The 14,359-nt window shown below is 51.8% G+C and carries 12 protein-coding genes; 11 read left to right on the forward strand and 1 reads right to left on the reverse strand.

Annotation, left to right across the window (positions count from 1 at the left end):
- The first annotated feature begins 1 nt into the window (after position 1).
- The 11 genes from QWY27_RS12470 to trmD all read left to right on the forward strand — a co-directional run bounded on the left by QWY27_RS12470 (position 2) and on the right by trmD (position 11,407).
- Positions 2 to 1,324, forward strand: a complete 1,323-nt coding sequence (locus QWY27_RS12470) for a type IV pilus inner membrane component PilO (protein WP_290198706.1) — start codon at positions 2 to 4, stop codon at positions 1,322 to 1,324.
- Positions 1,308 to 1,769, forward strand: coding sequence for a hypothetical protein (locus QWY27_RS12475; RefSeq protein WP_290198707.1), 462 nt, complete (start codon positions 1,308 to 1,310; stop codon positions 1,767 to 1,769). Before QWY27_RS12470 ends, QWY27_RS12475 begins: the two co-directional genes overlap by 17 nt.
- Positions 1,766 to 3,481 carry an ATPase, T2SS/T4P/T4SS family gene (locus tag QWY27_RS12480; protein WP_290198708.1) on the forward strand — a complete coding sequence of 572 codons (1,716 nt, stop codon included), beginning with the start codon at positions 1,766 to 1,768 and terminating at the stop codon, positions 3,479 to 3,481. The genes QWY27_RS12475 and QWY27_RS12480 overlap by 4 nt, the downstream gene beginning before the upstream one ends.
- Positions 3,468 to 4,613 carry a general secretion pathway protein gene (locus QWY27_RS12485; RefSeq protein ID WP_290198709.1) on the forward strand — a complete coding sequence of 382 codons (1,146 nt, stop codon included), beginning with the start codon at positions 3,468 to 3,470 and terminating at the stop codon, positions 4,611 to 4,613. The genes QWY27_RS12480 and QWY27_RS12485 overlap by 14 nt, the downstream gene beginning before the upstream one ends.
- Before the next feature lie 106 nt (positions 4,614 to 4,719).
- A complete protein-coding gene (locus QWY27_RS12490; protein WP_290198710.1) occupies positions 4,720 to 5,400 on the forward strand; it encodes a prepilin-type N-terminal cleavage/methylation domain-containing protein in 681 nt (226 codons plus the stop codon).
- Entirely contained in the window at positions 5,400 to 6,593 is a 1,194-nt protein-coding gene (locus QWY27_RS12495) for a hypothetical protein (protein WP_290198711.1), read from the forward strand. The genes QWY27_RS12490 and QWY27_RS12495 overlap by 1 nt, the downstream gene beginning before the upstream one ends.
- Before the next feature lie 103 nt (positions 6,594 to 6,696).
- Complete coding sequence (gene alaS, locus QWY27_RS12500; protein WP_290198712.1) at positions 6,697 to 9,330, forward strand: alanine--tRNA ligase; 2,634 nt, start codon at positions 6,697 to 6,699, stop codon at positions 9,328 to 9,330.
- Complete coding sequence (locus QWY27_RS12505; protein ID WP_290198713.1) at positions 9,327 to 9,602, forward strand: sulfurtransferase TusA family protein; 276 nt, start codon at positions 9,327 to 9,329, stop codon at positions 9,600 to 9,602. The genes alaS and QWY27_RS12505 overlap by 4 nt, the downstream gene beginning before the upstream one ends.
- 66 nt (positions 9,603 to 9,668) lie before the next feature.
- Positions 9,669 to 9,929 carry a 30S ribosomal protein S16 gene (gene rpsP / locus QWY27_RS12510; protein ID WP_290198742.1) on the forward strand — a complete coding sequence of 87 codons (261 nt, stop codon included), beginning with the start codon at positions 9,669 to 9,671 and terminating at the stop codon, positions 9,927 to 9,929.
- 32 nt (positions 9,930 to 9,961) lie between these two features.
- Complete coding sequence (gene rimM, locus QWY27_RS12515) at positions 9,962 to 10,594, forward strand: ribosome maturation factor RimM (RefSeq protein ID WP_290198714.1); 633 nt, start codon at positions 9,962 to 9,964, stop codon at positions 10,592 to 10,594.
- Between the two features lie 9 nt (positions 10,595 to 10,603).
- Positions 10,604 to 11,407, forward strand: a complete 804-nt coding sequence (trmD, locus tag QWY27_RS12520; protein ID WP_290198715.1) for a tRNA (guanosine(37)-N1)-methyltransferase TrmD — start codon at positions 10,604 to 10,606, stop codon at positions 11,405 to 11,407.
- Positions 11,408 to 11,427: 20 nt separating this feature from the next.
- Here the strand turns inward: trmD and QWY27_RS12525 are convergent, their stop codons facing one another.
- Positions 11,428 to 14,301 (reverse strand): valine--tRNA ligase, encoded by a 2,874-nt coding sequence (locus QWY27_RS12525; RefSeq protein WP_290198716.1) that lies wholly within the window; start codon positions 14,299 to 14,301, stop codon positions 11,428 to 11,430.
- Positions 14,302 to 14,359: the final 58 nt, after the last annotated feature.

Below are 14,359 nucleotides of genomic sequence, written 5' to 3' on the forward strand. Positions count from 1 at the left end.
CATGCCTTGCAGTTTATCTTCGAGTGCTCAGTCTGAGGCATGTGTCGTGTCGTATTCTGAAGGCACCGATCTCGTGTTCGCACTAGACTGGACGCCACTGGTAGGAGGTTTACCGGAAAAGCTAGGTAGGCAACGTGCGCGTGCGGCAGGTGCGACACATTTTGTAGTCATGGGCAGTTTGGCTGCTGTAGTCGGATATGGCGTGATTCGTTATCAATCGTCAGGCGATGGAGAAAGGCGATCCGAATCCGTGCGTGCAGCTTACGCTGCGGCAGCACTATTCGCTCTCGCACATCCTGAAGGCGTGATTGCAGCCATTTGGTCTGTCCCAGAAAAAGGTTACTGGTTCGTTGCTGTGAACTCAGGTTTGGTCTTGGCGCAAACTGATCGATGGTACTCAACCCTTGTTGAGGCTGAAGCGGCACTGCTTGGTTTGAAAGAAAGATTTCCAGCAATGCGTGTGCTTCATACTGAATATTTAGGAGAGGATGGGGTATCCGATTGGATACTCAAGCGTATCAACCCTCAAGCGCGTCTGGAAAAAATGACCAGACAAAATAGCCGATTCATCCAGTTAGTTTGTCTCTCATTCGTTATCACGATATGTGGTTGGCTATGGTTAGATCGTCCGAGCCATCAGGCTTTACCTCTACCGGAAGATCATGCTGACGAGCGTTGGCAGCAAGTGCTTCAAGACTTTTCAAACAAACATCCTGTACACCATGCCGACCAGTTATTTAAAGTCGTGGCTGCGTGGCATCAGGCGCCGCTGAGTCCGGGTGGGTGGACACTCAAACAGGTCCTGTGTGAACCCCTGGGAATGGACTGGCATTGTGCCGCTCGATATCAGCGCATGAAAAAACTTGCGATGAGCGAGCAGTTGGATGCCGCAAAGCCAGAGGGTTGGATCGCGGAATTTAGCGATTTTGATCATGGCATCTTGAGATGGAGTGTGACGGATGCCGCCAGTATTTTTGAGCCTGTACCTCAAACGGTTCCTTTCAAAACCTGGTTGAGTTATCTGCAAAGTGTCGCACCAGTTTTTCAATCCATACAGATAGGTTCAGGTTCGCCAGTCCTGTTGCATGCCCCCTTAAGTCAAATGGGTGTGGCATTGGCGAGACCATCATCAATCAAGCCTTTAAAGCGAAGGATGCTTGCGATTAAAGGTCCTTTACGTTCGTTATCCGCATTAAAAGGACTCACGATACCTGTTCGCTGGCGCAGCGTGCAACTTGATTTGGGTATGCCTGAGGGACAGGGTGTCAGTCGAAGTGAGCTAATCGTTAGCCTGAATGGAGAAGTATTTGAAATTTCCGAATAAATACAACGGTGATATGTTTGCTTCAATTTGGATCGTGCGGTTGAGAATGCCTGTTGTGATTGTATTGACAGCATTATGGATCCAAAGCGCAGAGGCAAACGAAACAAGATCTTCTGAACCAAATGTAGTGCAGGAGCTTTTGCAATTGGATACCCAAGCGGCCTTGCTTGCCGCAAGAAAGAATGTTGTGGGTAATCTTTCGCAGCCTGGTCCTGTCACCCATCTAGTCACAGAAAATATTTTGCTGGCTATCTATGGTGTTGGACAATCACTGACTGCGGAGGTTTTACTTGATGCGGAGCCCCATGTTTTTAAAAATCGACAAGTTAAACCTGTTACGGGTCGATCGGTTCAATACACACTTGAGCGGATTGCACCGCCTTGCATCCATTTGAAAAAATTGGAAACGCCAGAGGTGTTATGTCTGGGGCAGGTACGGCCATGAAAATACAGGGTGTCTTGGCAGTAGAGAACACGCCATGGGAAATTCGAACGCAAGACGAGCTAGAGCGCTTAGTTCCCAAGATTATGCGAACCTTAGTTAAAGAGCTTGAGGTGCTGAGTCTCATGAGTCGAATGTGTCCGGTGCTTCTGAGTGACGGTTCAGCAGCGGTATTCGTTTTGAGGCAACACTATCACGATGATCAGACGCTTGCTCTTGTTCAACTGCTTAAGCAACGTGGGTATCGCTTGAATGCGACACCACTGTTCGTGCTTTCAGCTGCGCTGCTTATTGCAGTATCAAAATCGGTACGAAAATCAGCGATGATAAATCCCAATCTGCCAGATGCCTCATCTAGCTCGAGCGCGCTGGTGTTGGCGATGAATGCTATTTTGATCTGGGGGCTTCGACAGCGGGCAAGCGACATTCACTTCAATGTGAGACGCGATCAGAGCGAGTCAGCTGTGATGTTCACGATAGATGGGCGCTATGTTTGTCCGGATCTCTATGCAAGGCTTCCAACCGCAACAATGATGGCGATGCTCGCGGTCACCTGGATGGAGGTGGCAGGTGGCAATGGCGCGGTGTTCGATCCTACCATTGAGCAGCAAGGGCGTGTGAGTCGTGAGCTTGATGGGCAACGTGTTTGTCTGCGTTGGGCTTCCCTTGCGACTGATCAGGGGCCTTCTGTCTGTTTACGTGTATTGATTCAGGACTCGACGGATTTAACCCCTGAACTCTCGCAACTTGGATATTTGGATACCCAGATATCCGCTCTCAGAAGGGCGAGTATGAAACAGGGTGGTGCCATTGTTCTTGCAGGGACGGTCGGATCTGGTAAATCCACCACGCTTGCTACGTTAATGCGTGAAATTCCAGCGCATAGAAAGATTGTGACACTTGAAGATCCGGCTGAATATCTGATTCCGAATGCTTTGCAAAATACGGTTTCCAGATCAAACGATGAAAATGAACTGGGTGTGTTCGACAATAAAATTAAAGCATTCAAACGCTCTGCGATGAACGATTTGCTGATCGGTGAAATCAGAGATGCAGCGGGTGGTCGTGCTTTTTCAGATCTAGCTGGTTCAGGGGTCAGCATCTATACGACCGTGCACGCAGGATCGGCCCTCTGGATTCCCGCGCGTTTAGCCTCTAGCTTCATAGGCGTTCCCAGAGATTTGCTCGCCACGCCTGGCATCCTCAAGTTGCTGGTGTTTCAGTGCTTGCTACCGCTGCTGTGCCAAGGGTGCGCACTACGCTACGAGCAAGTCGTCCAGACCGGTGTATGGCGGTGCGCACTCAATCGTGCTCGATCAGATGCATGGCGGGAGGCTTGGGTAAGTGAGCTGGAGGAGCAGTTTGGGCTGTCAAGAGATCGACTGAGGTTTCGCTCTCTTGCAGGGTGCGCACGCTGTGCGAATGGGTGGTCGGACTCGCTTGGCATTTTGGGTCGAACTGTTGCCGCCGAGCTGATCGAGCCGTCAGAGGAGCCGGAATTTTTGACTGGTCTTCTACAGCAGGACGGCTTGTTATTGCACCGTTGGTTTGAACAACGGCCGCGCAGGGCATTAATCGATGAAGATATGGCGGGGAAAAGTGCCAGACAGTGCGCGCTCTTCAAAGTTTGGAAAGGGCTAATCGATCCGAGAGTGGTTGAACAGTTTTTTGGCTCGACTGACTTTTCCGGGGAACGACCACATGTCAGTTTATGACTGGATCGTTTCCCTAAGGCTGATTCGGTGGCGCACGTTTTGGTTTCGAACAAAATTGTGGATTGCTGCAAAAGCTTTCAGATCTCAGCGAGCTGATTATTACGAGTATTTGGCTGATTTAATTGAAGCCACGCTGGGCACAAAAACACTTCAAACTATTTTTCAAGACGACGCGGCACGTCATGCATCGAGTCGGGCTCGCAGTTTTTTGTCGCGCGTGTGGCTTGACCGATTTCCCCAAACAGGTGGTGATTTATTTACCACCTGGCATGGTAGCTTGCCAACAGAGGATTTGCTTGCCATTCGCTCGGCACAATATGCGGGTGCGCACGCACTGACGCGGACACTCAGGCAGCTTGCTGAAGTCGTCAGGCTAGTCGATCGCGCAGTCAGTCTTTTAGTGACAACAGCATTTGTCGGCGTCGCTGGATTATTGATGGCACTGGGTTCAATATTATCGATCCCTTTCTTTACAGTTAAACAACTGAGGCAAGCGTTCGCTTCAGTGCCTACTGAATACTATTCAAGCTGGACCCAAGCCTTGTTTGCGACGGCTGACTGGCTCAGTACGGCATGGCCGTTTGTCGCATTCCTGATGGTTTGCTTTGCGGTTGTTTTCAGTGGATCTTTCGCAAATTGGACTGGACCATTGCGTGTCTTTGCTGATCAGTTTGGCCCGTGGGCGTTCTATAGGCGCGTGCAAACGGTGCGATTTATTGCATTATTGGCTGTGACTCTCAGCCCAGGTCGTCATCAGAGCTCTCGTTTACGAGAGGCGATATTCTTGCAAGTGCATGGCGCTTCACCATGGTTTTTAAAACATTTATACGCGATGGTGACGCGCCTGGATTTGGGCTCGCATGCCATTGAGGCGATGGATACTGGTCTGATTGACTCAGAGATATGGTGGTATTTCACAGATTTGATTCAAACACTTGGTTTGGACGAGGCCTTGATACGAACTCGAATCAGAACCGAAGCGCATGCAATGAGACGCATCCATTCACAAGCACTTTTTTTAAGGTGGTGTCTGTTGTTACTCGCGCTATCGATTGTCTTGGGTATTGCTTTTTGGCACGTCCAAGTGTTTGAAGAACTCAGACAGGCGTTGAGTTTGCATTATTCCCGCTAAGGCAGAAATGTTCGCTCGAACCCTGTGATTTTCATGCGGCAACATCGGTTCATTGAAGCGTTTAACTAGAAACACAGTTTTTCATTTTTCTATAGGTCACTATTTCATGTCTCATCATATTGAATCAGTTGGTATCCATTACAGTGTGCGTCCTGAGTGTTCTCCCCGCGCATACCAACAGGGACTTTTTACTGGGGTTTTGCAGCGTCAAAAGGGATTCTCTCTCATTGAAATTTCGATTGTCACGACGATCATGATGTTGCTTGCCATTGTTGGTATTCCAGCCATACAGGGTTATGTTGTTGAAAGTAAAGTTCCGAGGGTTGCTGAGGAGTTGCAGCGTTTTGTCGCACGTCTGAAGGTCACGACCAACGGATTTGGCGCAAGTCCCTACGCAGGCGTTGATACTAGGGTGCTTGCAAACGCGTTGCGTGGTTCCAGTGTCGTGGCGGTGTCTGGCGAAGGCGCGAGCGCGAATGTTGCCCATGGTCTAGGCGGTCCGGGTGTTTCAGGTCGCGGCGTGGTTCGCGTGGCACCTTATGCATTGTCGGGAGCCCCTATTGGCTCGGCTTTTTTGCTGACTTTAAATGATGTGAATCATGCGGCGTGTCCGGGTCTGGCCTCTATTTTGCAACGCATCGCAGAAGTCGTTACGATTTCCGGTGCGGGAGGGCCTGTCATGGTTAAAAACACATCGCACCAACCGGCTGCCGCCTATGATCCTTTGCTGGCTGACGCACAGTGCCTAAGCGGTGACCGCAATGTGTTCGAGTTTGTGATTCGCTGATGCGTTCGAGTCAATATGGTTTTTCGCTATTTGAGATGATTGTGGTCACGGCCATCACATCTCTGATCGGTGTGTGGTCGGCGACGTCTTGGGTGCAACAGTCCGAAGACGCAGCATCTGAGGCGATGGGGCAGTGGTTGGTGTCTGTCAAGGCATCTGTCGATCAGATGCTGGTTCGTCAGGGGGATTACCTAACAGGTATTTCAGTCGCCAACGAATCCTCTCAGCAATACGGCGATATTTGGCATCCTACTGTTCAGGAGCTGATTCAGGCTGGGCATTTGGCGAGCGGTTTCTCCAAACGTCCACCTTTGGGGTATGACATCAGTATCACTATCCTTAAACCGACAGGTTTGTGTTTGACTCTGGGCTGCAAGTTAGAGGCCTTGACGATCGTTAAGCCTCAGTCGCTGCAATCGGAGCAGGCAGCCAATTTGAGCCGGATAGGGAAAATTTTGGCTTCATTTGGCGGACAGGGGGCCAGTGTTTCCCAGCTCTTGCCTCTGCGGGTCAGGGGGCCAACCATGGATCTACCCAATCCGCCTGTTTCAGGATCTTCAGCTTTGCCAATCGGTTCAATCGTGCTTCACAGTTTTTATGACTCGAGTGCGCAGGTGAGTTTTTTGAGGCAAGGCGAAAGAAGGGATGTGCATCTTGGCGCTGACCTGCAGGTAAAAGGAAGGTTAGCCGCTGGAGGCAGCATTTCATCACAAGGAAACATCCACGCTGCGGGGTCGATTAAAACGGACGGTGCGTTTAGCTCGGGTGGATCGATGACGTCAGGAGGCGCTATTTCGGCGAACGGACCTATTTCTACTAAAGCCTCTATACATGCGGGTGGGGAGATTGTTGCTTCCGATCGAATTCGCAGCGCAGGACATCTTCAACTTGGCGCGGTCGCTAGTACGGGAGATGCGTGCGAAGGTCAAGGCCTTCTTGCGCAGGCACAAGGCGGAGGACTGTTGATTTGTCAGGCCGGTAAATGGCAGCGAAGTGCAAAGATGTGGGGAGGACATTTCATTATTCACTCGGGTTTCAGGTGCGATATGTTTGGAGGTTTGAATATTGATCGTCGCAATCCCTTGACGGGTGACTGTTCTTGTCCACCGGGCTACGTCCCGCAACTGATGGCTGTGTGGCGCTCGCCCCATCAGTCTGACAACGAGTTCCACACGTTTGTATGTCTGGACTGAAGCTTTTACCGGGCGTCGCATGCCCGTATAATCGACTACTTAGCCTGAGAGGGGACCTGTATTTCTATCCCGCTCGTCTTTTTTCCTCCTTTGATGCCGCACGATGAAAACGACCGAAATCCGTCAGAAATTCTTGCAATTTTTCCAGTCCAAAGGGCACACAATCGTGCCTTCATCGTCATTGGTGCCAGGCAATGATCCCACATTGTTGTTCACCAACTCCGGGATGGTGCAGTTTAAAGACGTATTCACTGGCAAAGATTCTCGTCCCTACAAAAGGGCGACTTCTTCTCAGCGCAGCGTACGCGCTGGTGGAAAACACAACGACCTGGAAAATGTAGGCTACACGGCTCGTCATCACACCTTCTTTGAAATGCTCGGCAATTTCAGCTTCGGTGATTATTTCAAGCGCGATGCCATCGCCTTTGCCTGGGAGATGCTCACCGGCGTATATGGTTTGCCAAAGGAAAAGCTTTGGGTAACGGTCTATCAAGAGGATGACGAAGCCTACGCGATCTGGGAAAAGGAAATCGGTGTGCCGCCCCAGCGTATCATTCGCATCGGCGACAACAAAGGTGCCCGCTATGCCTCGGATAACTTTTGGCAAATGGCCGATACTGGACCTTGCGGACCCTGCACGGAGATTTTCTACGATCACGGTGCAGACATCTGGGGTGGACCTCCAGGATCTCCCGAAGAAGACGGCGATCGCTACATTGAGATCTGGAATCTGGTTTTTATGCAGTTTGAGCGGGATGCGGCGGGTAATTTAACGCCTCTACCCAAGCCGTGTGTCGATACGGGTATGGGTCTTGAGCGGATTGCCGCTGTCCTGCAACACGTCCACTCCAACTATGAAATTGATCTGTTCGTGGCCTTGATTGCAGCCGCTGCGCGTGAGACGGGCTGCAAAGATTTATCCAATAACTCCCTCAAAGTGATTGCCGATCATATCCGGGCATGTTGTTTCCTGGTCGTGGACGGTGTGATTCCGAGTAACGAGGGCAGAGGCTACGTGTTGCGTCGTATCATTCGTCGGGCGCTGCGTCATGGTTACAAACTTGGTCAAACCAAGCCATTTTTCCATCGCATGGTGGCCGACCTTGTTAAACAAATGGGAGAGGCTTACCCTGAGTTGACCAATAACGCCGCCCGTGTTGAACAGGTCTTGCGCCAAGAAGAAGAGCGTTTTGGAGAAACCCTGGAGAACGGGATGAAAATCCTTGATGCGGCGCTTGCGGTTTTGCCGGCTGCCAAAAAGGATCACGCCCAGGTGTTGGATGGCAATACGCTATTCACCCTCTATGACACATATGGCTTTCCGGTCGATTTGACTGCGGATATTTGTCGAGAGCGCGGTGTCGACGTTGACCATGCAGGCTTTGAGGTCGCGATGGAGCGTCAGAGAGATCAGGCGCGTGCTGCTGGCAAGTTCAAAATGGTCGAGGGGCTGTCATATTCCGGCGCACAAACTGTTTTTGAAGGCTACGAGCATTTGCAGCGTCCTGCCAAGGTCTTGGCGCTTTATTTGGGTGGTGCTTCTGTTGACCGTCTGACCGCAGGGCAGGAAGCGATTGTCGTGCTTGATACCACGCCTTTTTTCGCGGAGTCCGGCGGTCAGGTGGGCGACACCGGTAGCTTGACTGCGAGCGGCGCAGTGTTTGAGGTGTTGGATACCCAAAAGATTCAGCCCGGAGTGTTTGGTCACCACGGACGGCTTTCATCAGGAGCGTTATCCATCGGTGATGCGGTTACAGCGACTGTTGATGCCGAACAGCGTGCCCGTACTGTTCGCAATCACTCTGCGACCCATTTGATGCATAAAGCCTTGCGAGAAGTGCTGGGCGGTCACGTCCAGCAACGTGGCTCTTTGGTTGATGGTGAGAAAACACGTTTTGACTTTGCCCATGATGCGCCAATGAGCGAGGATGAAATCGCCCGCGTTGAGGCGATTGTCAACGCCGAGGTTTTGAAAAACCAAGCTGCGGTTGCTCAGACAATGTCTTATGACGATGCTGTCAAAGGTGGCGCGATGGCACTCTTTGGAGAGAAATATGGCGATAGCGTCCGCGTCTTGGATATTGGTTTTTCCAGAGAGCTGTGCGGCGGTACGCACGTTGCGCGGACCGGTGACATCGGGCTGTTTAAAGTAGTGGCCGAGGGCGGGGTGGCGGCTGGCGTGCGGCGGATTGAGGCCGTCACTGGCTCTAACGCCTTGGCGTGGGTACAAAACTTGAATGCGACGATGCAGCGTGCGGCGACCGCATTGAAAACCCAAGCATCGGAGTTGCCCGAGCGTATTGCTCTCTTGCAAGAGCAGCTTAAGTCCGTAGAAAAAGATCTCGAGCATGCTCGCGCAAAGCTCGCTTCTAATGCAGGTCTTGCCCTGACAGAATCAGCTGTTGACATGCCTGCGGGTTTCAAGCTGCTTGTGACAGAGGTCAAAGGGGTCGATCCCAAGGACCTACGTTCAATGGTCGATCAGCTTAAGGATCGACTCAAGTCCGCGGTTGTTCTGCTTGCAGCGATCTCCGCAGACGGGAAAATTAGCCTGGTCGCAGGGGTGACGGCTGATTTGAGTAACAAAATCAAAGCTGGGGATCTTGTGGGTTTTGTGGCTGGCCAGCTAGGTGGCAAGGGTGGTGGGCGTCCTGATATGGCGATGGGAGGCGGTACCGATGTGAAAGCATTACCCGCCAGCCTGGCCAGCGTGAAGGCCTGGATTGAGTCAAAATGAACGTAACGGGTTCTATGCAAGGGCAGCAGTCCATTCCCTCTTCGTACGATGAGACCGTTGATGCGACTGGACTGGCATGTCCGCTTCCCATTTTGAAGGCTAAGAAAGCTTTGGCTACGTTATCCCCTGGTCAGGTGTTGCGAGTCATTACCACCGATCGGGGCGCAGTGCGGGATTTCCAAGCGTTTTGTAAACAAACTGGCAACCTTTTGTTGGCACAGGTTGACGAGACAGGTAGTGTGACGCATTATTTAGAGCGTAGATTGAAATAAACGGTGTTTATTCATTGTTTAGTGCTATACTCTTTGGCTTTACTGAACATTTTCAAGGGATTACGTATGGTGGTGATTCGCCTGGCCCGTGGCGGCTCCAAGAAACGTCCTTTTTACAACCTCGTGGCGACTGATTCCCGTGATCGTCGTGATGGTCGTTTCATTGAGCGCGTTGGTTTTTACAACCCAGTTGCAAATGCAAACGAAGAGCGTCTTCGTATTGCTTTAGACCGTGTCCAGCACTGGACAGGAGTGGGTGCACAGTTGTCCCCAGCGGTTGCCCGTCTGGTTAAAGACTTCTCTGCAAAAGTCGCAACTGCGGCTTGATAGAGTCTTTTGTCTGACTTCGCAGCGCATCCATGGCTGACATAGGCGCTCAACAGGCGCCGAACGATTTGATTGAATTGGGTCGTATTGTGTCAGCCTATGGTGTGCGAGGTTGGGTTAAAGTACAGCCGCATTCTGCGCAAGGTTTGGTCTTGCGAGCTGCGCCTGTCTGGTGGCTTGCGCCACCTGCTTTGCCTGCGTCTCCCGGTACTGGGACTCAACACGCTGTTGCATTTCGTCCCCACGCAGTTAAACAATCCAGACCCCAAGGTTCCACTGTCGTAGCTGACCTTGAGCACGTGGGCGACCGTGATGTGGCTGAGTCTTTGCGCGGCTATACCGTTCATGTCTCTCGGCAATACTTTCCCAAAGCCCAGGCAGATGAGTTCTACTGGGTTGATCTGGTCGGGTGTTTTGTATTCAGCGACGGGCAGTTAGCAGGGATAGTAGAAGAGGTTGTCGATAACGGTGCGCACGCAATTCTGCGTGTTCAGAGAATGACAATTGACGGGGATCAGTCCCCAACTGCAGACCATGTACCACAGCTCTGTCTAGACGCCAAAGGGCGCCTGCAAGAAATCTTGGTGCCATTTGTCGCGGCGCATGTTCAGCATGTAGATATTGCATCACGTCGAATCGAAACCGACTGGCCGCTTGATCTCTAGGAGGTTCTGTTGCGCATCGACGTCATCACTTTGTTTCCGGATATGTTCGGTGTGGTGCGTGACGCGGGTGTCACAGGACGTGCACATCAACAAGGGATTTGGAAACTGAATGCCTGGAATCCCCGCGACTTTACTCATGATATTCATCGCACTGTCGATGACAGGCCCTACGGCGGCGGTCCCGGGATGGTCATGCTGGCTGAGCCACTTAAACAAACTCTGCTAGCCATTCAAGAAGATAGAGATTCTGGCCCGACACCTCCTACTGAGTCGTCAGTCACCGCAAATAAACCACCAGTCATTTTGTTATCACCGGTCGGTCTGCGTTTTAGTCAGACTGAAGCGGCGCGACTCGCTGACTCACAAGGCGCCATATTCGTATGTGGTCGTTACGAGGGAATTGATCAGCGGTTTATTGATGACTGTGTCGATGAGCAGTGGTCGTTGGGAGACTTTGTTTTATCAGGTGGCGAGATTGCAGCCCTGGCGATGATTGACGCTGCTGTGCGTCTGATGCCTGGTGTCTTGAATCACGGCGATTCATCCCTGCAGGACTCTTTTCAAGCATCAATGTCTGGTTTATTGGATAGCCCCCACTACACGAGGCCAGAAGTGTTGTGGGGTCAGTCCGTACCCGCAGTCTTAATGTCTGGTAATCACGCACATATTGCGCGTTGGAGACGGGAGCAATCTCTGGCGCTTACCGCCAAAAATCGCCCTGACTTGCTAGCAATGGCTCGCAAAAATGGTTTGCTGACCACGTTGGATGAAAAGTTCTTAGCCAGTCTCAACCTCACGCAACCTCACGCTTGATTGAGTCTGGCCATCGAGAATCAATTCAATTTAGCCCGCTGCCCCTTGACCTGAGCGAGTGTTTCGCCAAATTGGGCGACGCGCTCTTTCTCCTGCTCGACGACAGCGGCAGGTGCGCGCGCCACGAAAGACTCATTGGAAAGTTTGGCCTGCGCCTTATTGATTTCTGCTTCCAGGCGAGCGATTTCTTTGTCTAGCCTGACTTTTTCAGCTGCCACATCAATTTCGACTTTCAGCATCAAACGCGTGTTGCCAACGACCTGAACAGGAGCGCCATCGTCGGGGAGGGTGCTCATGACCTCGACGCCAGAGAGCTTGGCCAACGCAGCAAGATATGCGGCATGTTGTTGCAGCATTTCCTGCGGACCTTCGGCAATCAGCGGGACGCGCGTCGCAGGCGAGAGGTTCATCTCACCACGCAAGGCGCGGACGGCTTCGACTTGGCCCTTGAGCTGATCGACTTGCGCGCAAGCTGCCAGATCGATGGCATCCAGATTTGCTTGAGGGAAGGGCTGTATGGAAATGCTTGTGACATCCGCTGCCGCGCGCTTGCCTGCCACGACGGAAACCTTTTGCCAAAGCTCTTCTGTGATGAATGGCATGATTGGATGCATCAACCTGAGAATCGCCTCCAATACCCGAATGAGTGTGCGTCTCGTCGCACGCTGTTGGTCTGGACTACCCTGCTGGATTTGTACCTTTGAGAGCTCAAGATACCAATCACAGTATTCGTCCCAAACGAAGTGATAAAGCGCGTTGGCGATATTGTCGAAGCGATAGTCTGCAAAGCCCTTTGCGACGTCAAGTTCAAGTTGCTGGAGTCGACTGATGATCCATTTGTCAACAAAACTCTGGGCGTTTGAGTCGACCGGAGTCATGTCCTGGCCTTCGGTGTTCATGAGCACAAAGCGCGTGGCATTCCATAGCTTGTTGCAAAAATTTCTGTAGCCTTCGCACCGTTTCAGATCGAAATTGATGTTCCGACCGAGCGTAGCGTAAGCGGACATTGTGAAACGTAGTGCATCGCTGCCAAAGGCCGGAATACCATCAGGGAATTGACGGCGGGTCGCTTTTTCGATGGCGCCCGCTTGTTTGGGATTCATCAGGCCAAAAGTACGTTTTTTGACAAGTGTTTCAAGATCCACGCCATCGATCAGATCGACCGGATCTAGCGTATTTCCTTTGGACTTGCTCATTTTTTGACCCTCAGCGTCGCGGATCAAGCCATGAACATAAACGTGTTTAAAAGGAACTTGGCCGGTCAGGTGTGTGGTCATCATCACCATCCGGGCCACCCAGAAGAAAATGATGTCAAAACCCGTTACCAGAACACTGGAGGGTAGGTATTTTTCGTAGTCAGGTGTTTTGTCAGGCCAGCCCATCGTTGTGAAGGGGACAAGCGCAGAAGAAAACCAAGTGTCCAACACATCCGGATCGCGTACGAGCGGGCCCTGCACGCCGGCTGCCTGGGCCTGCTGTATAGCATCTTGCTCGTGATGCGCAACAAACACCTGACCATCGGGCGCATACCAAGCCGGAATTTGATGACCCCACCAAAGTTGACGCGAGATGCACCAGTCTTGAATATTTTCAAGCCATTGGTTGTAAGTGGTTGTCCAGTTGCTTGGAAAAAACTCGACTTCGCCTTTTGCGACCACTTCGAGAGCGACCTCGGTAATACTTTTGCCGGGATGCAGGGTGTCGGCTGGAGCGGGCTTGCTCATTGCGACAAACCATTGGTCCGTGAGCATGGGCTCAAGAACCTCGCCGGTTCGGTCGCCGCGAGGCTGCATCATCTTGTGCGCATCGACCTTGATCAGGAAACCTTGGTTCTCCAGCTCCTTAACAACGGCCTTGCGGGCCTCGTAGCGGTCAAGACCACGAAATTGTGCAGGGCCCTGATCGTTGATTTTTGCATCGAGAGTAAAGATCACAATCAGAGGCAGGTTGTGACGCATGGCGCAGGCATAGTCGTTAAAGTCATGCGCCCCAGTGATTTTCACGCAACCCGTACCAAAAGCCTGATCGACAAAATCATCCGCGATGATCGGGATTTGACGGTCACAAAGTGGCAGATCGACCATTTTGCCGACCAAATGCTGATAGCGCGGATCCTCAGGATGAACACATAAGGCACCATCAGCCAACATCGTTTCGGGGCGGGTCGTTGCTATCGTCATGCCCCGGATGGTTTCTTTGGTGCCATCTTCATGCGTGATCGTCTGGGGACCGTCTACGAAGGGGTAGAGGATGTGCCAGAGATGGCCATCCGTTTCTACAGATTGCACTTCCAGATCTGAAACGGCTGTGAGAAGCTTAGGGTCCCAGTTGACAAGTCGTTTGCCGCGATAAATTAAACCTTGCTTGTAGAGGCGCACAAAGGTTTCAACCACACCGGCGGACATTTGCTTGTCCATCGTAAAGTACTCGCGCGGCCAGTCAGCCGAGGCGCCCAAGCGCCGAACTTGGCTGGTGATGGTGTTGCCGGAAAGCTCTTTCCATTGCCAGACTTTTTCAATGAATTTTTCACGCCCGAGATCGTGTCTTGAGGTTTTTTGGGCATCGAGTTGGCGCTCAACGACGATCTGGGTGGCAATACCCGCATGATCCGTGCCGGGAACGAACACGGTGTCATGACCAAGCATACGGTGATAGCGAATCAGGCCGTCCATGATGGTTTGATTAAACGCATGACCCATATGCAGGGTGCCAGTGACGTTCGGGGGCGGGAACTGTATAGCATAGGGAATGCCTGCACCCGGTCCGCCTGCAGTGTGCTGACCCGCTGCAAAATAGCCCCGTTTTTCCCATTCCTGATACCAGCGCGCCTCGAGCGAAGCGGGTTCAAAACTTTTGGAAAGTTCCCCATCGGGAGTCGTGTTGGGCTGATTCATCAAAATATCCGGAAAAGTAGTGTCGCAAGGCGTCGCCGATAGGCGAATAACTCGCTAT

The sequence above is a fragment of the Zwartia vadi genome, from assembly GCF_030410375.1.
Taxonomy (GTDB): domain Bacteria; phylum Pseudomonadota; class Gammaproteobacteria; order Burkholderiales; family Burkholderiaceae_B; genus Zwartia; species Zwartia vadi.